The 22,192-nt window shown below is 62.4% G+C and carries 22 protein-coding genes; 7 read left to right on the top strand and 15 right to left on the bottom strand.

Annotated features, from left to right (window positions below; translation table 11 throughout):
* The first annotated feature begins 149 nt into the window (after positions 1–149).
* On the top strand, positions 150–854 hold the full coding sequence (locus AC1DXN_RS27915) for a class I SAM-dependent methyltransferase (RefSeq protein WP_477277644.1): 705 nt from the start codon (positions 150–152) through the stop codon (positions 852–854).
* Positions 854–2,023 (top strand): NAD(P)/FAD-dependent oxidoreductase, encoded by a 1,170-nt coding sequence (locus AC1DXN_RS27910; protein WP_477277642.1) that lies wholly within the window; start codon positions 854–856, stop codon positions 2,021–2,023. The genes AC1DXN_RS27915 and AC1DXN_RS27910 overlap by 1 nt, the downstream gene beginning before the upstream one ends.
* Before the next feature lie 76 nt (positions 2,024–2,099).
* On the opposite strand, the gene AC1DXN_RS27905 is transcribed toward AC1DXN_RS27910, so the two are convergent.
* From AC1DXN_RS27905 to minC, 13 genes are all read right to left on the bottom strand, one after another.
* The gene (locus tag AC1DXN_RS27905) at positions 2,100–3,233 is read right to left on the bottom strand and encodes a substrate-binding protein (protein WP_477277640.1); all 1,134 of its coding nucleotides are present in this window, start codon (positions 3,231–3,233) and stop codon (positions 2,100–2,102) included.
* Positions 3,234–3,301: 68 nt separating this feature from the next.
* Positions 3,302–3,574 (bottom strand): hypothetical protein, encoded by a 273-nt coding sequence (locus AC1DXN_RS27900; protein WP_477242017.1) that lies wholly within the window; start codon positions 3,572–3,574, stop codon positions 3,302–3,304.
* A gap of 91 nt (positions 3,575–3,665) precedes the next feature.
* Positions 3,666–5,243, bottom strand: a complete 1,578-nt coding sequence (locus tag AC1DXN_RS27895) for an HD domain-containing phosphohydrolase (protein WP_477242015.1) — start codon at positions 5,241–5,243, stop codon at positions 3,666–3,668.
* Positions 5,244–5,325: 82 nt separating this feature from the next.
* Positions 5,326–6,201, bottom strand: a complete 876-nt coding sequence (locus AC1DXN_RS27890; protein WP_477277638.1) for an aldose 1-epimerase — start codon at positions 6,199–6,201, stop codon at positions 5,326–5,328.
* Positions 6,202–6,206: 5 nt separating this feature from the next.
* Positions 6,207–7,007 carry a FadR/GntR family transcriptional regulator gene (locus AC1DXN_RS27885; protein WP_477277636.1) on the bottom strand — a complete coding sequence of 267 codons (801 nt, stop codon included), beginning with the start codon at positions 7,005–7,007 and terminating at the stop codon, positions 6,207–6,209.
* A 2-nt stretch (positions 7,008–7,009) separates the two neighbouring features.
* Positions 7,010–8,011 carry an ABC transporter permease gene (locus AC1DXN_RS27880; protein WP_477277634.1) on the bottom strand — a complete coding sequence of 334 codons (1,002 nt, stop codon included), beginning with the start codon at positions 8,009–8,011 and terminating at the stop codon, positions 7,010–7,012.
* The gene (locus AC1DXN_RS27875; protein ID WP_477277632.1) at positions 8,008–9,531 is read right to left on the bottom strand and encodes a sugar ABC transporter ATP-binding protein; all 1,524 of its coding nucleotides are present in this window, start codon (positions 9,529–9,531) and stop codon (positions 8,008–8,010) included. Before AC1DXN_RS27875 ends, AC1DXN_RS27880 begins: the two co-directional genes overlap by 4 nt.
* A gap of 76 nt (positions 9,532–9,607) precedes the next feature.
* Positions 9,608–10,591: a substrate-binding domain-containing protein gene (locus AC1DXN_RS27870; RefSeq protein ID WP_477242005.1), complete on the bottom strand. Its 984-nt coding sequence runs from the start codon at positions 10,589–10,591 to the stop codon at positions 9,608–9,610.
* 25 nt (positions 10,592–10,616) lie between these two features.
* The gene (locus AC1DXN_RS27865; RefSeq protein ID WP_477277630.1) at positions 10,617–11,393 is read right to left on the bottom strand and encodes an SDR family oxidoreductase; all 777 of its coding nucleotides are present in this window, start codon (positions 11,391–11,393) and stop codon (positions 10,617–10,619) included.
* Between the two features lie 5 nt (positions 11,394–11,398).
* Entirely contained in the window at positions 11,399–12,571 is a 1,173-nt protein-coding gene (dgoD, locus tag AC1DXN_RS27860; protein WP_477277628.1) for a galactonate dehydratase, read from the bottom strand.
* Between the two features lie 540 nt (positions 12,572–13,111).
* Entirely contained in the window at positions 13,112–13,384 is a 273-nt protein-coding gene (gene minE / locus AC1DXN_RS27855; protein WP_477277626.1) for a cell division topological specificity factor MinE, read from the bottom strand.
* Positions 13,381–14,196: a septum site-determining protein MinD gene (gene minD, locus AC1DXN_RS27850; protein ID WP_477241997.1), complete on the bottom strand. Its 816-nt coding sequence runs from the start codon at positions 14,194–14,196 to the stop codon at positions 13,381–13,383. The genes minE and minD overlap by 4 nt, the downstream gene beginning before the upstream one ends.
* A gap of 72 nt (positions 14,197–14,268) precedes the next feature.
* A complete protein-coding gene (gene minC / locus AC1DXN_RS27845; RefSeq protein WP_477277624.1) occupies positions 14,269–15,000 on the bottom strand; it encodes a septum site-determining protein MinC in 732 nt (243 codons plus the stop codon).
* Between the two features lie 548 nt (positions 15,001–15,548).
* On the opposite strand from minC, the gene AC1DXN_RS27840 reads away from it, so the two are divergent.
* From AC1DXN_RS27840 to AC1DXN_RS27825, 4 genes are all read left to right on the top strand, one after another.
* Positions 15,549–16,196, top strand: coding sequence for a hypothetical protein (locus AC1DXN_RS27840; protein ID WP_477277622.1), 648 nt, complete (start codon positions 15,549–15,551; stop codon positions 16,194–16,196).
* Positions 16,197–16,811, top strand: a complete 615-nt coding sequence (locus tag AC1DXN_RS27835) for a hypothetical protein (RefSeq protein WP_477277620.1) — start codon at positions 16,197–16,199, stop codon at positions 16,809–16,811.
* Positions 16,811–17,692 carry a hypothetical protein gene (locus AC1DXN_RS27830; protein WP_477277618.1) on the top strand — a complete coding sequence of 294 codons (882 nt, stop codon included), beginning with the start codon at positions 16,811–16,813 and terminating at the stop codon, positions 17,690–17,692. Before AC1DXN_RS27835 ends, AC1DXN_RS27830 begins: the two co-directional genes overlap by 1 nt.
* A 262-nt stretch (positions 17,693–17,954) precedes the next feature.
* Positions 17,955–19,250 (top strand): AlbA family DNA-binding domain-containing protein, encoded by a 1,296-nt coding sequence (locus AC1DXN_RS27825; protein WP_477277616.1) that lies wholly within the window; start codon positions 17,955–17,957, stop codon positions 19,248–19,250.
* On the opposite strand, the gene AC1DXN_RS27820 is transcribed toward AC1DXN_RS27825, so the two are convergent.
* Entirely contained in the window at positions 19,231–19,458 is a 228-nt protein-coding gene (locus AC1DXN_RS27820; protein WP_477277673.1) for a hypothetical protein, read from the bottom strand. The genes AC1DXN_RS27825 and AC1DXN_RS27820 overlap by 20 nt on opposite strands.
* A gap of 401 nt (positions 19,459–19,859) precedes the next feature.
* Between AC1DXN_RS27820 and AC1DXN_RS27815 the strand changes: the two genes are divergently transcribed.
* Positions 19,860–21,008 carry a sulfite oxidase gene (locus AC1DXN_RS27815; protein WP_477277614.1) on the top strand — a complete coding sequence of 383 codons (1,149 nt, stop codon included), beginning with the start codon at positions 19,860–19,862 and terminating at the stop codon, positions 21,006–21,008.
* 81 nt (positions 21,009–21,089) lie between these two features.
* Here AC1DXN_RS27815 and AC1DXN_RS27810 read toward each other — a convergent pair whose 3' ends face one another.
* Complete coding sequence (locus tag AC1DXN_RS27810; protein WP_477277612.1) at positions 21,090–21,515, bottom strand: globin family protein; 426 nt, start codon at positions 21,513–21,515, stop codon at positions 21,090–21,092.
* Between the last annotated feature and the right edge of the window lie 677 nt (positions 21,516–22,192).

The raw sequence follows: 22,192 nt of genomic DNA, 5'->3' as shown, positions 1-22,192 counted from the left end.
GATCCTGTATGAAAGGGACCGACGTTCGGCTTCGCCATCCGGATTAAAGTCACATGCGCGTTCTGCCATGAACAGCGTGCGGCCATGAAGGTACGACCGAATTCTATTTGACGGATTGCCGGCTGAAGCCCTAGATTCCGATCCATCGCATGACCGACATAAATATCCGGCATCTGGAGCCAGAGCTCCTCGACGGCCTTCCGGCCGATGATCCTCGTGCGATCGCATCCCGTCGTGATCTCGTCCGCATCAATGCATTGATGTTCCAGGCCAGGTTCATGGCATCGCTCTTGCGGGCGAACGTGCAAACGCCGCCGCTGCGCATCCTCGAAATCGGTGCCGGGGACGGAAAGTTCATGCTGGCGGTGGCGCGGCTGATGGCGCGGCGGTGGCCAAACGTCGAGCTCGTCATGGTCGACAGGATTGGCCTGATCGACAAGGATATGTGCAACGCTTTCGCCAAATTTGGTTGGCGGGCGCAACCCGTAACCGCCGATATATTCGAGTGGACTGGGGACAGGCCCTTCGATCTTGTCTGCGCCAACCTTATCCTCCACCACTTCGACGACACGCGCCTGCAGGATCTGTTTTCCCGCATCATGGCGCTGGCCCCGATGCTCGTCGCGACGGAGCCGCTGAGGGCCAAGGTGCCGCTTGTCGCAACGCGGTTGCTGCCATTGATCGGCGCCTGCGCAGTGACACTGAACGACGCGGCGCAAAGTGTCCGCGCCGGTTTTCGCGGCACGGAACTTTCCCAATTGTGGCATCAGTCAGGGGGAACGCCGGTGATGGAGGGCCGCAAAGGCCTGTTCACTCAAGCTTTTGTCGGCGCCCGTATGCCCGGCACCAGCTGATGCACGACGCAATTGTCATCGGTGCCGGCCCTGCCGGCAGTTCTACCGCCATTGCGCTGGCCCAACATGGCTGGTCGGTGGCAATGGTGGAGAAAGTGGTGTTCCCGCGCCGAAAGGTCTGCGGCGAATTCATGTCGGGGACCAGCCTGGCCTTGCTCGACCGATTGGGCGTCGGCGACGTCTGGCGCGCGGAAGCCGGCCCCGAAATCCGTCGCGTCGGGTTCTTTTCGGGCGATGTTTCGGCGCAAGCGCCAATGCCGATCGCCAGGACAGGCCTCGGCCGCGCGCTCGGCCGCGATCGTCTGGATTACATCCTGTTGCAGGCCGCCGAACGTGCGGGTGTCGAAATTCTCCAGCCTTGCAAGGCCGTCGCCATTGATCGGCGCGATGATTTGCAATTTGTGACCGTGGAGGCGGGCCAGCACCAAAAGGTGTTGAGCGCACCTGTCATCATTGCCGCGCACGGATCCTGGGAACCCGGGAAACTCCCAAGCCAACTTGAACGAACAAGCCAACCCTCCGACCTTTTCGGGTTCAAGGCACATTTTAGAGGCTCCGCGCTGCCGCCCGACCTGATGCCGCTGCTGGTATTCCCAGGCGGCTATGGCGGGATGGTAACGGCGGACCGTGGCCGGGTTTCGATTTCCTGCTGTATCCGCAGGGATGTTCTATCCGAACTGCGCCAGCGCTTTGGAAACATCGCGGCCGCCGATGCACTATCGCGCCACGTCCAGGCCTCGTGCCGAGGCGTTGCGACTGTGCTGGCCGGTGCCGAACTGGATGGACCATGGCTTGCCGCGGGACCGATTCATCCCGGCATTCGTGCCGGCTATGATCAGGGCATCTTCCGCGTCGGCAACATCGCAGGCGAGTCACATCCTGTCATCGCTGAAGGCATTTCGATGGCGCTGCAATCCGGCTGGCTCCTTGCGAGAGAACTGGTTGCATCGGGGAAAGGTCGCGAGGGCGGCGGCGGCGTCGGACGCCGCTACGAACGCGCATGGCGTCGGCAATTCTCGGCTCGTCTGCGTGCCGCGGCCCTGATTGCCCGGATAGCGATTGGGCCTGGTGGCGCGACGGCCATGCGTGCCGTAATCAAGAATTTTCCGGTGGCTTTGACGCTTGGCGCTCGATTGAGTGGAAAGACCCAGCCTCTTCCGGGCTTTTGACGTTTAGCGGCGCTGCGGCGGTGGCGAGGGCAACTTCCCCTCGCCCCCGCCTCTTCAAGGACCAGTTGTCGCCGGCTCAGCCTGCTTTGCTGAGCTGGAGTTCGTCGGCAATCACCCGTTCGTTGGGATCGATTGGGCCCAGGTTCTTGACGACCCTGAAACGACCGCCCTGCGCCTGCGCGATGTACATGTTCATGCGCACATGGTGCTGGCCGGGGACCATTTCGGCCGGGCCACCCGGCCCCTCGCTGATCCTGGCGTGATCGAGCGCCCGGATGACCGCGCCCTGCTCGAGCGTGCCGGCTTCCTTCACCGCGGCTTCCCACATCTTGATCGCCCGGTAGTGGCCGGTGCAGCCGCTGCCCGCGGTCAGCATGGCGCTGCCGGGGAAGCGGTCCTGGTAGCGACGCAAGAGCGCGCGGCCGAACGGATCCTCGAGTTCCTGATAGTAGTCGAGGCAGCTGTAGAGGCCTTCGATCTGCGCGGACGGCACGAGATTGAAGAAGTTTTCGTCGAAGTAGGTACAGATGATCTTGCCGCCCCGTTTGCTGAAACCCGCCTTGTCCAGCTCATCGAGGAAAGGCATCAAGCCCGGCGGAACCAGCGTGTTGAAAACCACGTCGGCGCCACTCGCCATGATCTGCTGCACCGTGCGCCGGAAATCGACGGTATCGAGCGGGAAATACTCCTCACCGACGATCTCGCCGCCATTGGCGCGCACCACCCGGCCCGCCGCCTTGTTCAGCAGATGAGGCCAGATGTAGTCGGCCGATGGCAGGTAGAATGTCTTCGCCCCGGTGCTCTGCATCAGCCATGGGATCAGCGGTTCGACCTGCTGCGCGGGCACGGGACCGGTGCAGAAGATCAGGGGATCGTTTTCCTGGCCCTCATATTGCTCGGTGTAGATGTAGAGCGTCCTGCCGCGCACGACGGCCTCGCTTTTGATGGCCTGGCGGGTCGAGCTGTAGATGCCGCCAACGACCAGGTCGACCTTGTCGACGTCTATCAGTTTCGCAGTCCTTGCCTTGGCGACGCTGTCGGTGGTCTCGCCGTCCTCGATGACGACCTCCACCGGCCGGCCCAGCAGGCCGCCTTTGGCATTGATGTCGTCGACGAGCATGGTCGTCAGGTTGGCGTTGGCGATGCCCATGAAGGACAACGCACCGGTGAGTTCGGCTACAAGGCCGATCTTGATGGGTTTCGGGTCCATTTCAGTTCTCCGATCTCGGGGTTTTGGTGGGCGCGCCGCTGCCGGTGGCAGGCGGCGCGCGGCGCACATCAGGCCTCGTAGTGGCCGAGCAGCATCGCCGCCTGCGGCTTGCCCATGTGGCCGGCTTCCTGCAGGATCGCCGGCACTTCGGGGTCCGAGACGAAGTTCTTCCAACCCTCGGCATCCCAGTCGAAGATCGCCCAGATGCGGTCGGGCTCGCTGGGGTCGCGGAACACGGTTGCGCCGTTCGAACCGTGCAGCCGGCGCTTGTCGGCGCCCTTGGTCGAAAAGATACGGATGAAGCGGTCGACGTCCGCCACTTTGGTCGTTGCGAGAAGCATCTGATTATCCTCCTGTCGGTCGCGGCCACCATTGGTCCGTCGACAGGATCACGATGCGCGCCCCGAAGCGGGCGCACATGGGGTGGATTCCCTATGCCTGCGTTTCGCCGGGCCGGACAAGGCCGTGTTCGACCGCATAGAGCGCGGCGGCGGCGCGGGTTGTCACGCCGATCTTGGCATAGACGCTCTGGATATGGTGGTCCGCGGTCTTGGGCGAGATATCCAGCTTGCGCGCCGCTTCCTTGACTGTCAGGCCGGCGGCGATCAGGCGCAGCACCTCGATCTCGCGTGGCGTCATTCCGGCCAGTGGCCGGGGCGGCGCCCGGCGCGACGGCTGCCCGGCGAAGGACAGCACGGCCTCCGCCGCGTCGGGGCAGATACAGCCCTCACGAATGGCGGCGCGCAACTGCGTTGCCGCCGCCTCGCTGGACAGCGCCCGGCGATGAGGACGTTCCTCTCGCGACGTCTGGAAGGCTTCGGCAGCGGCAAGGATCCTCGCCGCCGGGGACAGGTCGGAGCCGTGGACCTTGCGATGATAGCCCGAACCGTCCAGGCGTTCGTGATGGCGCAGGACGAGTGCTGCCATCGCCTCACCCTCGCGACCGAACGAGGCCAGCGCCCGCTCGCCGTAATAGGCGTGCAGTTGTGCTGCGTCGCGCTCGCGCACCGACAGCGGACCGTTGCGCATCCAGGTTGCTACCGGCACCACGAGTTCGCCGATGTCATGGATGCAGCCCGACCAGCGCAACGCGCGGACGTCGGCGGCTGGCAACCCCATCTGTCCCCCCGCTCCCTCGGCCAGTTCCGCCACCATCCGAGAATGGCCGTAGGTAAACGGCATGCGCATGTCGATCATGTCGGCAATGGCGAGGAACGCCTCGTCGCAGGCCGCCTCGTCGAGCGTCACCGGCGGGTCGGGCTCGAGCGCCAGGATGGTCTCGCGGTCGACCGTCGCCCCGATGCCTTCCATCAGCGCCGGCGCGTTGGCCGAGACGAGCCGCGCCAGATCCGCTTCGTATGGGCCGTCGGCGCGGCTAGCGACGATTTCGGCCATCCCTTGGATACCGACGGCATCGCTGAGCGCTATGGCGTCCTGCGCCAATGTGATCAGTCGCACAGCCGGCAGGACATCCTCGCCGCTCAGCCCACGCGGCAGACCCTTGCCATCCCAGCGTTCGTAGATTTGTCCAAGGTTGCGCCGGATGTCCTCGGACAGGCCGAGCCGCTCGCCGATCCGCTGCGCGACCTCGCAATGCGCGGTCAGGACCGGGCGGGCCACCGCGATCGCCTGCGACAGCCCGGCCTCGATCGCCTTCGCCTGGGCGTCAGGCTCGAGATCGTAGTAGAACCGCTTGAAGGCCTGGACGAAGACCCTGCCCAGTTCCGCACGGTTGCCCATGTCGAGGCCGACGAGATCCTGACGGAGCGCGATTTCGTCGCCAAAGGTGGCCGACATGAGGTCGGTATCGGCATTGCAACCGGCATAACGGAGCATCGATTGGTGGTAGGCGTTGCGCCGATCCTGCTCGGAAACGCCGGCAAGATCGGCGATCCGCATCGCAAGCACGCAGGATTTCAGCGCGAAGTCGCGAGAATGGCCGGTGGCAAGGTCCGACGCATAGGCGAGGACCATCATGAAGTCCGCCCGGCGGATCGCGACGTTTGTCATCCCCACCTCCCAGTGACCCTATGCTAGCCCCGGGTGCCGCTAATATATAGGGCAAAAAATCGCGGGTCGGCGCAGTGGCCTGCTAGGTGACAGCAAAGCTGCAGCGCGCTGTCAGACCCTCCTCCGGGCCAAGCACTACCAACCCATTCCATGGGTCGATCGAACCGCGGTTATGAGCATCCACGACATGGCTGACCGGCTCGAAGCAGAAGAAATCGCTTGCCCGCGATGGCGAATAGACGAGGTAGAAATTCAACGGCGGGGACGCTTCGACCCTGACACCGCACTTTTGCTCCGGCCAGGATATGGTAGCGACGCGGTCCCAACCTGCAAAGGCGCTGTTGATCCATCCGCCGGGCAAGGCGGTCGGCGTGCTGAAATCCCAATCGGGACGGGTTTTGACGTCGACGAACCTGTCGGGGAGATGATCGGGCCGTTCGAGACAAAACTGCGACGCCGGGGCGTGAAGCGTTGTCCGTGCCGTTCGTGGCAACCAGGGATGGATGCCAAGCCCGAACGGCAGGCTGACCGGCGCGCGGTTGACGATCTGAAGTTTTAGGTCGAGCGCCTGTGCGGTCAGCGTGTAGCTCACCTCGGCGCGATAGCGGTACGGGTCAGGTCCGTCGCTGACGAGCGACAGTTGCGCCCTGTCCTGTGTCACACTGTCGACATCCCATTCGCTCGAAAATCCATTGCCGTGAATGGGATACGGCTCGCCGGCAAGGTTGGGAAGCAGTTGGTGGAATTTGTTCTCGAAGGTGAAGCCGCCGCCCGAGATGCGATTTGACCATGGCAGCAGCAAATTGCAGGCGAGATCGAATGGGTTCGTGCTGCCGCCGTCAGGCCATGGCCTGAACAGCGGCACGCGCCCGCAATCGAACCGCGCCAGACCTGCCCCAAGCGATGGGACGATTTCGGTGGACAGGTCGCCGCTTCGAATTTTGATGGTCTCGATCATCAAACTCAGACGGTATCGGCCCTGGCAGCGGGAGCCGGCTGTTGATGGCGGCCCTTGCGGGCGACCGCGAGCAGGTCGTTCGAGGCGATGCCGATCAGCGCCTTCATCTGGTCGTGGGCCTCGTCGACCCTGCGCATGCGGATGGCCTCAAGCACGTCGCCATGGGCGCTGAGCGTCTGCTGATAGTTGGCGGTGGCCGATGTGGTCAGTCGGAAGGAGAAGCTGAGGGCTGCCGCAAGCATGTTGCCGAGATTGGCGAAAACCGGGTTGCGGCTGGCGCGCAGGATGGCCGTGTGAAACCGCACGTCTGCGTCGAGGCAGGCGGCGAGGTCATCCTCCGGCGCGATGCGCATGGCCTCATAGGCGGCTTCGATGACTGCGAGATCGCCCGAGGTCGCCATCTTCGCCGCAAGCTGGGCGGCAGCCGGCTCGATGACCAAGCGCGCCTCGATCAGGCCGCGGACGAAATCGAGATCGGGCTCGATATCGCGCATCCATTCGAGAACCTGCGCATCCAGCCGGTTCCATTCGCTCGACACGCGCACACGGGTGCCGGCGCGCTTGCGCGCCTCAATCAGCCCCTTGGCCGAAAGGGTCAGCAGCGCATCGCGAAGTGCCGTGCGGCTGGCGCCGTAGATGACGCACAGTTCAGCCTCCGTCGGCAGCACCGCGTGCTGCGCGTAGGTGCCGGCAAGGATGCGCTGTCCGAGATCGCGGGCGATGCGATCCTTGAGCGACGACGTCGCGCCATCCCCGGAAGACGGGTCCGGTTTGCCTTGATCGATTGCAGCGGCGGCCGCTTCCATCGTCATGTCCTGTTCAAGTGATACTCGGCAATTACGACAGCCAGTATCAGCAGCGAGCCTTTTGCAAGCAATTGATAGAAGGTTGGCACCGACGTCAGTATCATTCCGTTGTTGAGCACGCCAATGATGGCGACGCCGAGCAGCGCGCCGACGATCGTTCCCTTGCCGCCCTGTAAGGCACAGCCACCCAGCACTGCGGCTGTGATGGCCTCAAGCTCCAGGCCCTGCGATCCGGATACGGGCTGGCCCGAACCGGTGCGGGCGGCGAGCAGGATCCCGGCCAGCCCGGCGGCAACGCCGCTCATGATGTAGATGCCGACGCGGTAGCGGTTGATGTTGATGCCGGAGAAGCGGGCGACAACCGGATTGCCGCCGAGCGCATAGATGTTGCGGCCGACGATCGAGCGCGCCAGGAAGAGGTGGAACACGATCGCGGTCAGCACAAGAATCCAGATCAGCAGCGGCAGGCCGAGAATCCGTCCGATGCCGATGAAGCGGAACGTGTCGCTGAAGATGGCGATCGACTGGCCGTCGGACATGATGAAGGCGATGCCGCGGAAAATGGCCATGGTGCCGAGCGTGGCGATGACCGCGTTGACCCGGCCGTAGGTGATGATGATGCCGTTGACGAGACCGGCAAGACCGCCAAGCACCAGGCCGGCGATGATGCCGGCCGCCGGCGACCCGGTCGCCTGGATGGCCATTGCCGTCGAGACGGTGGTCAGGCCGACAGTGGCGCCGACAGCGATATCGAGACCGCCGGCGACAATGACCACGGTCTGGCTCATCGCCAGCACGCCGAGGATGGTAATGCCGAGGCCGATGTTGAGCAGGTTTCGGCTGGAGAAGAACACGTCGCCGCGCAGCGAGCCGAAGATGACGACGAGAATGGCGAGCGCGACCAGAAGGCTGATGTTGTGAACGCCAAGGCGCTCCACCAGGCGCGCGGAAGCGCCCCTGGCGTCGGTCTGCGCTTTCGAGGCGCGAAGCTCGAGGCTGTTCATTGGATGTGGTCTCCGGGCGCAGGTGCGGATTGCGGCATGGCGTGTTTGAGGATCGTCGCCTCGTCGATGTCGGGGCGAGACAGTTCGGCCGTGATGCGGCCTCCCGCCATGACCAAAACCCGGTCGGCAAGGCCGATCAGTTCCGGCATTTCCGAGGAGATCAGGATGATACCGATGCCGCTTGCCGCGAGCTCATCGATCAGCCGATAGATTTCCGCCTTGGCGCCGATGTCGATGCCGCGCGTCGGTTCGTCGAGGATGAGCAGCATCGGTTGCCGGGCAAGCCAGCGCGCCAGAACGACTTTTTGCTGGTTGCCGCCCGACAGTTTCGAAACCTGCTCGTCGAGATTGGGCGCCTTGATCGACATTTTCGCTGCCAGCGGCGAGACGATCTCCAAAGCCTTGCGCCGGTTGAAGAAGCCGAAGCTCGATGTCTTGTCGGGCACGCAAAGTGCTGCGTTGTCGAGAATGCTACGAAACAGGAGCAACGCCTCGTGCTTGCGGTCTTCCGGGGCAAAACCGATGCCCGCGACGATCGCCGCATGCGGACTGTTGGGGAGAACGGGCACGCCGTTCATGGCTATGGTGCCGGCGAGGCGCCGGTCATAGCCGACAATCGCCTTTGCCAGTTCGGAACGACCGGCGCCCATGAGGCCGGCGATGCCGAGCACTTCACCGCGGCGAACCCGGAGGCTGACATCGCTGACGCGGTCGGTGGTCAAGCCCGTCACATCCAGCAATTGTTCGCCCGACCGCCAGGTCTCGCGGGTGAACAGATCGGCAATGTCGCGGCCGACCATCAGCTTGGCTATGCCCTGTTCGCTGGCACCCGCCGCCGGGGAATTGTCGACCAGCCTGCCGTCGCGCAAAACGACGATGCGGTCGGCCAGTTCGATGATCTCGTTCAGCCGGTGCGAGATGTAGATGACCGACGTGCCGTCCTCGCGCAGCCGGCGGATGACGGAAAACAGGCGGCGCGCTTCATCATCGGTCAATGACGAGGTCGGCTCGTCGAAGGCGATCAGCCGGCCGCCGGCACGGATGGCGCGCATGATCTCGATCATCTGGCGTTGTGCCGGACCGAGCGTGCTGCACAGTTGCCGCGGCCGCATGTCCTGCTGCATGCCGAAGGTCGCAAGCACGCGGTCGGTCCGCTCCTCGAGCTTGCGCCAGTCGAGCAGCACGCCCGCCAGCCGCGGCAGTTCGCCAACGAAAATATTCTCGGCCACCGTCAGGTTCGGCACGATCTCCGGCTCCTGATGGATGACGCGTATGCCGGCTCTGTGGCTGTCGCGCGGTTCGCCGAAGACGATGGGCGTTAATCCGTGCAGCACGGTGCCGCTGTCGGGAGCGAACACGCCTTCGAGAATGCGCATCATCGTCGATTTGCCGGCGCCGTTCTCGCCGACCAGAGCGAGCACCTCGCCTGGCCGGAAGGCAATCGAGACGTCGTCGAGCGCCTGCACGACGCCGAAGCGTTTTGAGACCCTGTCGAGCGAGAAGAATTCCGGTTGCGTCAAAGCTCACTCCCTGGGGGATAGATCCCTGCGACTGGAAAGCGTCATGCGCCTTTGCGACGCATGACGCATGTCCGGTTCACTTGCAGAGCTTGGCCTTGTAGTCCGAGGCAAAGTTGTCGGCGGTGATGTATTCCGGGTCGGTGAAGGACTGAACCGGCAGCGGCGTTCCATCCTTGATCGACGCCAGCAGGATCTTCACCGCCAGCGCGCCGTGATTTTCCGAATTGAGCCACATCGTACCACGGAATGCCGAAGGTTTGCCGGATCCGAAGGCATCGCAGGCGCGGCTGCCGTCAATGCCGATGCCCATGCCCTGGTCCGGGCTGTAGCCGGCGTTTTCCAGCGCACGCGCTCCACCCAGCACGCCGTCATCATTGCAGGAATAGAAGATCCAGTTGGTGACGCTTGGGTTGGCCGTCAATGTGGTGGTCATGACGTCGATGGAATTGACCATAGTGTTGTCGTAGGGGACGCGAACGATGTTTGCCGGCTTGAAGTCGGGCACCGCCTTCAGGAACGCTTCTTCGGCGCCCTTGTTGCGCTGCATGCAGGTGTCGGCCTTGCGGTCTTCGATCGAGGCGATGCGCACCTCTTTGCCGGCCCAGCCGTCGGCCTTGTAGAGCTTGGCCAGCTCTTCGCCGACCCGCGCACCGATGTTGTAGGCATTCATGCCGACATAGGGGACCTGGGTGCCGTCCTGATAGTAGATGTCGTCGTCGACCGCCACCAGGGGGATTTTCGCCGCCTTTGCCTTCTCGGCGATGACCGGTCCCAGCGCCTTGTCGGGAACGACGATGGCGATGCCCTTGACGCCGTCGCCGACCATCGTGTCGAAGGTGGTGATGGTCAGATTGGCGTCGAACTGGACGTCCTGCGACACGAAGCTGGCGCCGGCCGCCTCGGCCGCTTTCTTGGCGCCGCCGACTTCGGCGACGAACCATGGATGGTCGCCCATCTTGTTGATGTAGCCGATCTTGATGTCGTCGGCGCTTGCCGCGCCGGCCATCAGTCCGGCAGCCAGTATCGCCAATGTTGCCAATGCCTTGGTCGTGGTTTTCATGTGGATCCTCCCTGCTTGGTGGTTATCAGTCGTGGTAGAGAACCGAGCGTCCACCATCGATGGTGATCGTCTCGGCATTGATGAACGGCGCTTCGTCGGAAGCGAGGAAGACCGCCGTCATCGCAACTTCGTCCGGCCGGCCAATGCGCTTGGGCGGATGAAGGTCGTAGGCCCGCCGCTTCTCCTCGGCGGGGTCTGGAAATGTGTTCCAGTAGGCTTCCGCGATCGGCGTCTCGACATAGCCGGGCGCGATCGCGTTGACGCGGATGCCGCGCGCCGCATATTCGATGGCGAGCGAGCGGGTCAGGCCGACAAGCGCATGCTTGGCGACCGGATAGGGGAATGTGTGCGGAATGATCTTGAAAGCGTGGCAGCTCGCTATGTTGACGATCGTCCCCGCGCCTTTGGCCAGCATGGTCGGCAGAACCGCCTTGGCGCAGAACCACGCGGCCTGCAGGTCAAGTCTGAGGCAGCGGTCCCATTCCTCGTCCGGCATCGACAAGGGTTCGTAAAAGACGTTGGCGCCGGCATTGTTGACGAGGACATCGACGCCGCCATAGGCCGCGATCGTCTTGGCCACCATGTCGGCGACCGCCGCTGCGTCGGTGACATCGGTTTCGACAAAAAGCGCGTCGGCGCCCTCTGCCCGCAATGCGTCGGCGATGGCCTTGCCGCTTGCCGCATTCAGTTCGGCGATCACGGTCTTTGTCCCCTGTGCTGCAAAGGCCCGCGCGGTGGCGGCGCCGATGCCCTGCCCGGCGCCGGTGACGATTGCGATCTTTCCCTGAAGTCTGCCTGTCATGGCGCTCACCAATCGACCACAGTGCCGTCGGGCATGACGGCGTTGCGGGCATGCAGCACTTCCTGCTTGAAGGGGTGGCGCGAGATGACATCCTCATTGACGGTGACGCCGAGGCCCGGCAGTTCGGGCACGTCCCAGCGGCCCGGTTTGCGCTGGATCGGCCAGGTGACGACGTCGTCGTACCAGGCGACCGCGCCGGACATTTCCTCCTGGATGATGACGTTCGGCGTCGAGATGCCGAAGTGAAGGGCGGCGACGCCGGCGATCGGGCCGAGCGGATTGTGCGGGGCAAGGCCGATGCCCGCGGTTTCCGCCAGGGCCGCGATCTTCTTGGTCTCGAGCAGGCCGCCGGTATGGCAGATATCGGGCTGGGCGATGTTGAAGGCGCGCGCGGCGATCGAGTGGGTGAATTCGCGACGGCCGATCAGCCGCTCGCCGGAGGCGATCGGCACCGTCGACCGCGCGGTGATGTGCGCCAGGCCGGCGACATCTTCGGGCGGCACCGGCTCTTCGGCGAACATGATGCGGGCCGGTTCGATGGCCCTCAAATAGTCCATCGCCGCGTTGACGGAGGCCGGGCGGCCGTGGAAATCGACCATGATGTCGATATCGGGACCGACGGCCTCGCGCAGCGCGCCAACCATGTTGGCAACGGAGTCCACCGCCTTCGCCGGCGAGACATAGTGGGTGTAGGGAATGCAGACGACCTTGACCGCGTCATAGCCAGCCTGCGTGACGATGCGTCCGCGTTCGACGATGGTGTCCGCCGACCCGCTCTCATAGACCGCCTTCATGTCGCCGAGGCCGAGATGCGTGTAGGTGCGCAGAAAGTCGCGGACCTGGCCGCCGAGAAGCCGCCAGACCGGGACGCCCAGCGACTTGCCCAAGATATCCCAGAGCGCGATCTCGATGCCGCTGACGGCGGACATACCCTCGACGCCGAGACGCCAGAAACCGTGCCGCGTCAGGATCTGGTAGCACTGTTCGACATTGCGCGGATCCTGGCCGATGAGCAGGGCCTCGAGGTCCTGCAGCGCGCCGACGACGGCCCGCGTCTTCCATTCCAGCGTCGCCTCACCCCAGCCAAACAGACCGGGCTCGTCGGTTTCAACCCGAACGAAAACCCAGTTGCGCATTTCCGCATTGCAGACCAGCGCCTTGATGGCCGTAATTTTCATCGGTCCTCCCAGACACGCCGTCTTTTTTCACGGCATTATGTATGATTTATTCCTGTTAATATGAACAAGTCAAGGGGGACGTCACGGTTGCACCCGGCATCGTGTGGGGTCTGCAGCCTGCACATGCGGCGGCGGAGGCTTTCAGGGGATGAATGCAGCGGCGGACGGGACGGGCTCCCCACCTCCCCCTTGTGGGGAGGTCGGACCGCAGGTCCGGGTGGGGTGCTTGGCGCCGCCCGTGCAGGATTTCCTCGCCCCAATAAAATAAGGACGGGCTCGACTTCAAATGAATTCAGAGGAACCGTCGGCRGGACAGCGCCCCCCTCTGTCCTGCCGGACATCTCCCCCACACGGGGGGAGATTGGCTGTCATGGCGGCCTTCGCCAATCGCCAACGTTGCAGAAATGAGCAAGGCGCCGAACCTGCCGATCTCCCCCCAAGTGGGGGAGATGTCCGGCAGGACAGAGGGGGGCGCTTGGCGCCGACCCCACCCCGATCCGCTTTGCGGATCGACCCTCCCCACAAGGGGGAGGGTAAAGCTCACCCCGCCATGGCCAGCGGCACAGCACTTTTGTTGGGGATCTGGATGTCGATTTCCAGCGTCGACATGGTCTCGCCGCGGTCCATCGAGACCTGCAGATAGTCCTGGTCGATCTGCACATGCCGGGCAATGACCGCCATGATCTCCTCGCGCAGGATGGAGACGAGGTCGGGCTGGCTGCGGCTGCGGCGCTCATAGGCAAGCAGCACCTGCAGCCGTTCGCGCGCCACCGGCGCGCTGGAGCGCCGCTTGAAGAGGTCGAGCAGGTTCATGCCGCCCTCCTTCCCAGAAGACGATCGAGAAAACCCTTGCGCTCGAAGGGCACGATGACAGGCAGTTCCTCGCCCTCGAGGCGCCTGGCGGCATCGATATAGGCCTTGGCCGCGGCGTTGAGCGGATCCGAGAGCGTCACCGGCGAACCGAGGTTGGAGGCGCGCAAGACATCCTGGCTCTCGGGAATGATGCCTAGCAGCGGCGTCGACAGGATTTCCAGCACGTCGTCGATCGACAGCATTTCGCCACGAGCCGCGCGGGCGGCATCATAACGTGTCACGAGCACGTGCTTGGCGATCTGCTCGCCCCGCTCGGCCCGCAAGGTGCGGGCATCGAGCAGGCCGATGATGCGATCGGAATCGCGCACCGAGCTCACTTCCGGGTTGGTGACGATGACCGCCTCGTCGGCAAAGCGCATGGCGAGCTGGGCGCCGCGCTCGATGCCGGCCGGGCTGTCGCAGAAGACGTAGTCGAAGACGGAGCGCAGCTTGTCGATGACCTCGCCGACGCCCTCCTCGGTCAGCGCATCCTTGTCGCGCGTCTGCGAGGCCGGCAGCAGGAACAGCGTTTCCACCCGCTTGTCGCGGATCAGCGCCTGCGAGAGTTTGGCCGAGCCCTGGATGACGTTGACCAGGTCGAACACCACGCGACGCTCGGCGCCCATAATCAGGTCGAGGTTGCGCAGGCCGACGTCAAAATCGACCAGGGCCACCTTCTTGCCGGTCTTGGCGACCGCGGCACCGAGGGCCGCCGTCGAGGTCGTCTTGCCGACGCCCCCTTTGCCCGAGGTGACCACCACTACCTTGCCCATCAAACTGCCTCCATTATTGTTCGTTGAATTGCCTGATATTTTTTCGTCGATTTGCCGTCAGCCGAGCATCGTTCAGCCGAGCGGCGCGATGCGCAGCATGCCATTGTCGAGAAAAGCCTGGACCGCCTTGCCGCGCACGGACGGGTCCATCTCTTCGGCCGTGCAATACCAGCCGTCCACCGACAGCAATTCGGCTTCGTTCTTGCGGCAAAAAATGCGCGCAGCCGCATTGCCGAGCCCACCTGCCGAAGCCCTTCCACGAAGCGTGCCATAGACATGAATGGAGCCGGCGGCGACGATCTCCGAACCGGAGGCGACGGAGCCGAGCACGATGACATCGCCATGCGGATGAAAAACCAGCTGTCCCGAGCGGATCGGCGCCTTGATCATCAGCGTGGCCGGAGCCTCCTGTGGCTTGCCCTCCTCCGCCTTGCTCGTCGCTTCCGGGGCCTTGCGGCCGGGCTGCGCCAGCAGGCCATCGGTGGTGGCCTCCTTGGCGCCGATGAGTACCGGCGGCAGATTGGCTTCCAGCGCCGGCTTGCCGTCGAGCTCGATGGCGTAGATGCGGATGCCGCGCTGGCCAAGCACGGCGACCAGCGAACCGATCGCCGCGACATCAGGCTTCAGCGTGTTGAGATCGAGCAGCACCGGCCGGCCCGAGAAATAACCCGGCGAGTTGCCGATCCAGCGATCGAGGCTTTCCAGCCAGGCATCCAGCGGCGCCTCCGGCGTCAGCGTGAAGGCGACGAAGGAGCGGGCACGAAAGCGAATGGATTTGGTCTCGACGGGGGCGGCGAAGGTCACGGACAGCGATTCCTTACTGATCGGTAAACGCTAGCCAGCCATGGTTAATGAAAGGTTAATGGAGGGGGTGGAATGAGGGTCTGGAAAGGGCAGGCAACGCGCGCGAGTCTGCAGCCTTCCGAACTGCGCTGGAGATTCGCTGCCCCTTTCAAACAAGATGCGGCGACATCCGGGAAGGGCGTGGTATGTGCAACAGGAGGCGATCCCGCCAGTGGAGGGGCGGCGTAGGGCGAGAGGCAGGGCGCTGGAGCTGCTCCAGAACTGCAACGCTCAGGCGAGAAGATCATCCGCGTGATCATCATGGGATTGTACATCACGCTGGGGCTGATGGTGGCGGGCGTGGCGGCGGTGTTTGTGGGGCTGTGATAAGCGCCGGAGTAGCGGTACGGTTCCCGCAGTTTTCATTTGCCAAAGCTGTGCAGCTAACTCGCATGGCTGGTCTAGTTATTCTCTGATGGCCTATCGTCGACTGCAAATGCGAAATAGGATTGTACCAAAGATGGCGTTGATATTATCATATTTGTTGCACGGGAAGAAGTTGGGGGCGAATGCTGCTTGAGGTTAGAATTGCGGGAGATCCGCCGACGAGTGCGTTTCCATGGGAGCAAATACTCGCGTGGGCACCCCACCTTTTCTGGGCGGCCGTCGCTCTAACCATATTCTTCATCATCGGCCCATCGCGAATCCGCGAAGCTTTCTCTCGAGCAACGAAGGTTGGCTTCGGGGGGTTAGAGGTGGAATTTAAGTCGGAGATCGAGCAGGCGGCGAAAGCCAAGCAGATCGATCTTCCAACTCAGCTCCGAGATCAGTTGGCAAGGCGGCTCGATCGACTCCAACATCTCATCGCTTCAGCACGCATCTTGTGGATCGACGACCATCCCGGTAGCAACGGGATCGAGATCGGCATGCTTCACAAGCTCGGCGCGACGATCGACCTGGCAAGCTCCGACCGGCATGCCGAGCAGCGCCTAGAGTCGGCAATTTATGATCTGGTGTTGTCTGACATGGCGCGCGGAGATGACCCTCATGCCGGACGAAAATTTCTTTCACAGGTAACGAGCGCTACACTGAGCCCGCCACTCATTTTCTACGTCGGAAAACCGGAGGCCTTGCCAGCAGGTGCATTTGGCCTGACCGCCCGCCCAGACGAGCTTTTCCACCTCATCTTAGATGCCCTGGAACGACGGAAGAGCTAAATGTACATCCAGCGCTGCGTCAAGGGTATTGCGGGCGAACTCCATGGCGGCGACGGCCTCACCGAGGCCGAAGCGCAGGATTTCGTGTTGGGAGCCCATGGTATTGCTTCGAATTGGTGGCGCAAAATGCAGAGCATTACGCCCCCGATGGTTGCTGACGTGTTGACCGATCACAATCTCGACCGACACCTGCACGACTATGATGCCTATCGTGATGACACTCCCTTCATCTCATTAGCCTGTGGCTCGGTTGAGCGTGATACTCTCGTCAGAAACAACTTCATCTATTCCGCGGTCGACACCGCTCTGATGTTCGCGACAGAGGATTGGACAAGGCCGGGCGCCCTCTTCTACTGTTGGGTGCCCACGAGCCACAACAGGGCCGTTGCCCTCTCGGCAGTTGCCGAACCGGTGCGCGACCTCAACATCTATCAACGCTGGTCGCCCTTCCAGCTCGAAGGGGAAATCACGGCCAAGGTCAGCATTCCAGCGAACCAGATCGAAAAGGTTGAGTGGTGGGACGGAGCGTTCAGCACGAAGGATCCAAAGTTCATCTGGGACAACCCTGACCATATAAAACCGACGCCTCTCAGCAATATCCGGGATCTCTTTTGATGGCCGCCCTATTTCCTGGCGTCGAGCCCGAGCGCCTGCATCAGCGCATCAAATTCCTCCAATCGAGGGCCCAGGCACATCTGGACACTCCTTCAGAAGACATACTGCATAGAGCATGCGCCGGTACGCTGCTTCGGGATGCCGCCTGCGTTGCGTTGATGATCGGAGCAACGGAGGAAGCCCGCAACCTCTTGCTTCAGTCCGGCCACCTTTTTCTGCAACTCGGCCTGACCACAGGATCGACATATATCGCGCTCGCGCAAACAAAAACGGCGCGCGAACAGCTCTCGCCATATCAAGACCTGATCGAGGGCGTTAGCCGGCAATGGGATCGGCAGCAGGCGAGGGAACGCGCCACGCCCGGCGGCCCGATGGCTGAGATGTCGCGCAACGCGCCACGCCAGATGTTCTCGCTAGTGCAGGCCGAATGGCTGATCAGCGAGACGCCACAGCCCACTCTGTTCGTCGACGGTTTCGCAATGCGACGCGCCCTAGAACGGAACGGCGGCCATCCGGTAGGCACGACCGGCCTTTCGACGGCGACCTATTCCAACATGGCCGAGTGGATGGCGAGACAGCGTGAGTCCAAGGAGGCGCACACGCCTGAATTCGTTGCGCGCGGCTTTGCCACGATTGCGGCGACTCGGGCCGAAAATATTCGTGCCGCAATGAAGGACAGCTATCACTGGCAATTGCTCGCACGACCGGCCGAACTGCTCGATCTCGATGCGGTTGTCCTGTCTTCGATTGCGCTTGGTAGCGGTATGGACAGGGGGGCTATCGAACAGATCTTTTCCGATGACGTTCCGCTAGAGAGAGCGCCGATCGAGGCAGCCGCCCTCCTTCGGAACGATCATGCGGATGGCGCGGTTCTCGTGTAGCGCCGATCGCGCCTGCTAGAAGGCATTTTGTCACCCTTCACATCGGCGCGTGGTTGCCGGTGCCAGCAGTCGGACTGTTTCAAAATGACGTTGGTGATGCGGCCCCGACATGGCGGCGGCAATTCAATTCGCTGGCTGCCTGTTTGGAATGTGTCCCGCGCTTCGACCAAGTCGAACTCGCCGATCGACCGTTATCGTCGCGTAAGTCTTTCCGGTGACTGCCTAACTTGCTATTTATTTGGCTATGGCGAATCCAGATGAATTGAAACACCTTTTCCAGCTTCAAGAAGAAACCCTTTCTACCGAATTCAAGGCATGGCTGGACCTCTCCACAGCAGAGGGGCGGGCCACCTTGGCAAAAGCGACAATTGCCCTCGCGAACCATGGCGGAGGAACGATCGTCATGGGTATGGCCGGAAACCCCCCTGCATCGACCCTCCGCGCACAGGAAGTTCCTCGGTACACGTCAGACGCGGTGAACGCCGCGGTCAACAAGTACTCGGACCCACAAGTTCATTGCGAGGTCGTACACCTCAACCATCCTCAAACCGGTCACGAGCACGCCTTCATAGTCGTTCCCGGCCCGCATGGCGTACCGATAATGTGCAAGAAGGATCTACAGGGCGTTATCGCCTCTCAGAAAACCTACATCCGTAAACCTGGACCCAAGAGCGAGGAACCTTTCACCGCCGATGAGTGGCGGGGCCTTTTCGCGCAGAATATGCAGGCGAGCAGGGATACGATGCTGGAGAGCATCCGAACGGTGTTCTACGGGCTATCGACTGCCCCCCAGCTTCCAGTCGATCGACTTCAGGAATTCAGTGAAGAGTCGCGAGCAAAGTGGGAGGCGTTGATAAGTCGGCTCCCGTCAGACGACATCGCGCGGATGCCCTACGGCCGCTACGAGTTCACTTTTGAGATCGTAGGTGTCCCCCCGGCCAAAACCTTGGCAGAGCTGAACCAGCGGATGGAAAAAGCCGCGGAAATCAAACACACGGGCTGGAGCCCGTTTATAGTCCTCTCCCGACAGCCCATCGCGCCAGCGGCAGTGGACGGCGTGATTCAGACTTGGATCGGAACTCCAAAGGAAATTGGCCGGAACAGCAAAAACGTCGATTTCTGGCGCGCGCATCCCGATGGTCGGCTGTTCCAGGTCCGAGCCTATGACGAGGATTCCAATGGCCGCTTCGAGCCTGGTACAGTTTTCAGCCTGACGACTCCAATATGGCGACTGGGAGATGCGCTATTGTTCGTGGCGCGCCTCGCCCGCCAATGGAGCGACGACCCGACCATCCTCTTCAAAGCGGAATACCACGGCCTAAATGGGCGCGAATTGCGTGTTCTGGACCGTAACCGGGGACCGCTGAGCTACGCTCGCATCAGCCAGACGGAAACGGTGGTCGTGCGTGGCGAAACCAGCGCAAGCCAGATACTTGACAACACGGAAGAAGTTTTGCGCGAAGCGCTTACTGCGGTCTACGAGGCATTCGATTTCTTCGTTCTGCCTTTCCAAGTCATCGTCCAGGAAGTGGCAGACCTTAAGGGTGGGCGGTTCTAAAGGGCCGTGCCATCGAGCAGCGCCGGGCGGATCGTGGCCGACGCCGCGCGGCGCGCCTGCTCTCACGCCGCCAGTTGCACCTCGCGGCGGCGGCGATCATGACACTTGCGAGCAGGCCGTAGGCTGCCTCCCAGGCCTCGCGCACCGCCGGCGTGAAGGCCGGGCCGAGGCCGGTCGCTAGCGTCTCGATCAGCGCCTGGCTGACGATCGGGTAATGATGCTCCTCGACACCGTAGCCGACGTGGCGTTTGGCGAACTCGAGGATGGACTATCCAGCCCATGCATGACGAAGCCCAGGCTCAGGCCAATTTTTTTGCGTTCTGAGCAGCAACGATTTTGGCAGGGGGCGAAGAACGCTCTGCAACGCCAAAAACTTGTCATGTCCCGCCCAAGTTGTGGACACGTCCTTTTCAAAGGCGCACTCTTAGATTGCGAAACGCAAGCTAGAGTTTCGTCCAACGCTTCACATGCTTGAGGTGCGTCGGTGATCGTTTGACCTGTCCGGATACTTCCGGCTGGGCATAACTTTTATTGTGTCGCCTACCCGTGATCAGGCTTCGGCCTAACGCACGTTGCAGCCTGCTCCGGATCAACTGGGAGGTAAACAACATGCATGGCATTCAACGCAGAGAACTTCTGGTTCAAGGAAGTGCTGCTCTTGTCGCAATCGCTCTCTCGCGTCGCGCCTACGCTTTTCCAACGCAGGCGGGCGAGGAGGTTGTTCCGTGGCTGGATCAGCCGACAGAAAATCCCAATCCGGATGGGATCAAGACGCAGCTCGTCTGGGAGGATCTGGATAGCTGGATAACACCAAACGACAAGTTCTTCAGCATCTCGCATTTCAATCGGCCAACGATCGATGAGAAGAGCTGGTCCATGGAGATCGATGGCCAAGTCAAAAAGCCGTTGAAGCTGACGCTCGCCGACATCAAGGCGCGGCCACGCCAGGAGGTCGTTTTCACGGTGGAATGCTCGGGCAACCACGGTTTTCCGTTTTTCACCGGCGGCATCGGCAATGCAAGCTGGGCGGGGACGCCGCTGGCGCCGATCCTCGAGGAAGCCGGCGTTCTGGAGAAGGGCATCGAGGTGGTCTTTTTCGGTACCGACGAAAGCGAGGTCGCCATACGCGACGTCAAGATGAAGCAGAATTTCGCGCGCAGCATGTCGCTCACTGATGCGATGAACCCCGACAACCTGCTCTGCTATGAAATGAACGGCGCCGCCCTGCCGGCGGCCAATGGTTCGCCGCTGCGGCTCATTGCTCCGGGCTGGTACGGGATCGCCAACGTCAAGTGGCTGAAGCGCATCGAGGTTCGCGACACAAGGTTCATGAGCCTGCTGATGGCGCGTGACTATGTCACCATCCGGGAGGAAGACCACAATGGCGAGACCGTATGGGCCGAGACCTCGGTGGGCCGGGCGCTGCTGAAGTCGGCACCCGCAAAGGTCACCAAGAAAGGCTCGGACTACGCCATCGTCGGGGCAGCCTGGGGAGCGCCGATCGACCGGGTCGAAGTGCAGATCGATCAGGGGCCCTGGGCGCCTGCGACCATCGACCACTCAGAAGAGGCCGAGCACGCCTGGAAGATCTGGTCCCTGGCCTGGCCAAACCCCACGCCGGGAGAACACACGGTGACCTCGCGCGCGGTCAGCACCACGGGACAGGTTCAACCGGCAATGGACGACCCGTTGATCGCCAAAAAGCACACCTACTGGGAGAGCAATGGCCAGGTCACACGGCACGTCAAGATCGCTTGACGCCCGCAAGAGGCCAGTGGCGAACATTGTCATGCCGTGCGGCATGACAATTCGTCAGCGGTGCATCGTGCCTGCCTGCCCTCACGCCGCGAGCTGGACCTCGCGGGCGGCCGCGATCATGACACTGGCGAGCAAGCCGTAGGCTGCCTCCCAGGCTTCACGCACGGGCGGCGTAAAGGCCGCGCCGAGACCGGCGTCCAGCGTCTCGATCAGTGCTTGCCCGACGATCGGGTAATGGTGCTCCTCGACGCCGTAGCCGACGTGCCGTTTGGCGAGCTCGCGCACGGTGGGCAGGATGGTCTCGGCACGATCCAGCCCATGCACGACGAAGCCGAGGCTCGCCATCAGCTTGGCGCCTTGCTTGGTCATGTCCCGCACCGGAAACAGCGCCCGAAGGTTCTCGTCGATGGCAAACAGGCGTTCATAGAAAATGGCGGCGGCAGCCGCGCGGATCGGGACGACCTCGCGAAAGCTGTCCTGGACAAGTTTGATCTGGTCGGGTGTCATCGGTGACGCTCCTCGTGTTTCTGGCCTGAGCTCGACCATCCCCCCGGGGCGTTTCGCAGGCATGTCGCCTGTCGCCACAGATGTTTCAATCTGGTTTCAGGTTGCATTCGGTTGCTTTCACACTCGTCTGCCCTGACGAGCCAAACCGCCCGGCGCACCGTCTGCCTGCTTCCCAACCGCCTCTTGTACCCTCGCCTTCCTGGCCCGCATTCAACCGCCAAACCGCAACTGCAGCAGCGAATCATGCTGCATCGCCCAAAGCCAACGGTTCAAATTCATTCGTCATGAGGCAAGTGTGTAATCGACCCGCCTTAAACATATTTCAGTATAACTTCTCGCGATTTGTCAAATGTTGAATAATTTTCGCCCGCCAATCCTGGGATGTTCTGAGCAACCACTTTCAGGCGAAACCAGTGCGCCTTATGCGACAGGAGGAAGTCCGCAAAAATCGCCATATCGGTGAAAACCGAACTGTTTTCGTTGATTTTTTAGCATCTGCTCACGCAAGTATTTCAGCGGGGTAGATTTTTTGTGTTGCGCTGCACAATGCCGTGGCCGAAGCATTCCCGGGGGACTCGTTTTGCGACTGGAAATATGCCGTGAAGGATCCCGCCAGGTTGACTGCCTGTCCGTTCGTCGATTGCGAGCCCGGCCCGCCTGCAAAGCGCGGGTTTGAT

The organism is Mesorhizobium sp. P2_H9 (assembly GCF_056403215.1).
The sequence above is the reverse complement of the archived record's forward strand: the minus strand, read 5'-3'. Positions and strand labels throughout refer to the sequence as shown.

Bases quoted from the DNA above. Each gene is read 5' to 3' on its own strand.
- AC1DXN_RS27835 (WP_477277620.1), top strand. From the start codon at position 16,197: ATGTACATCCAGCGCTGCGTCAAGGGTATTGCGGGCGAACTCCATGGC.
- AC1DXN_RS27910 (WP_477277642.1), top strand. From the start codon at position 854: ATGCACGACGCAATTGTCATCGGTGCCGGCCCTGCCGGCAGTTCTACC.
- dgoD (WP_477277628.1), bottom strand. From the start codon at position 12,571: ATGAAAATTACGGCCATCAAGGCGCTGGTCTGCAATGCGGAAATGCGC.
- AC1DXN_RS27890 (WP_477277638.1), bottom strand. From the start codon at position 6,201: ATGATCGAGACCATCAAAATTCGAAGCGGCGACCTGTCCACCGAAATC.
- AC1DXN_RS27895 (WP_477242015.1), bottom strand. From the start codon at position 5,243: ATGACAAACGTCGCGATCCGCCGGGCGGACTTCATGATGGTCCTCGCC.
- minE (WP_477277626.1), bottom strand. From the start codon at position 13,384: ATGAACCTGCTCGACCTCTTCAAGCGGCGCTCCAGCGCGCCGGTGGCG.
- AC1DXN_RS27870 (WP_477242005.1), bottom strand. From the start codon at position 10,591: ATGAAAACCACGACCAAGGCATTGGCAACATTGGCGATACTGGCTGCC.
- AC1DXN_RS27815 (WP_477277614.1), top strand. From the start codon at position 19,860: ATGCATGGCATTCAACGCAGAGAACTTCTGGTTCAAGGAAGTGCTGCT.
- AC1DXN_RS27830 (WP_477277618.1), top strand. From the start codon at position 16,811: ATGGCCGCCCTATTTCCTGGCGTCGAGCCCGAGCGCCTGCATCAGCGC.
- AC1DXN_RS27865 (WP_477277630.1), bottom strand. From the start codon at position 11,393: ATGACAGGCAGACTTCAGGGAAAGATCGCAATCGTCACCGGCGCCGGG.
- AC1DXN_RS27810 (WP_477277612.1), bottom strand. From the start codon at position 21,515: ATGACACCCGACCAGATCAAACTTGTCCAGGACAGCTTTCGCGAGGTC.
- minD (WP_477241997.1), bottom strand. From the start codon at position 14,196: ATGGGCAAGGTAGTGGTGGTCACCTCGGGCAAAGGGGGCGTCGGCAAG.
- AC1DXN_RS27900 (WP_477242017.1), bottom strand. From the start codon at position 3,574: ATGCTTCTCGCAACGACCAAAGTGGCGGACGTCGACCGCTTCATCCGT.
- AC1DXN_RS27880 (WP_477277634.1), bottom strand. From the start codon at position 8,011: ATGAACAGCCTCGAGCTTCGCGCCTCGAAAGCGCAGACCGACGCCAGG.
- AC1DXN_RS27905 (WP_477277640.1), bottom strand. From the start codon at position 3,233: ATGGACCCGAAACCCATCAAGATCGGCCTTGTAGCCGAACTCACCGGT.
- AC1DXN_RS27840 (WP_477277622.1), top strand. From the start codon at position 15,549: ATGCTGCTTGAGGTTAGAATTGCGGGAGATCCGCCGACGAGTGCGTTT.
- AC1DXN_RS27915 (WP_477277644.1), top strand. From the start codon at position 150: ATGACCGACATAAATATCCGGCATCTGGAGCCAGAGCTCCTCGACGGC.
- AC1DXN_RS27885 (WP_477277636.1), bottom strand. From the start codon at position 7,007: ATGGAAGCGGCCGCCGCTGCAATCGATCAAGGCAAACCGGACCCGTCT.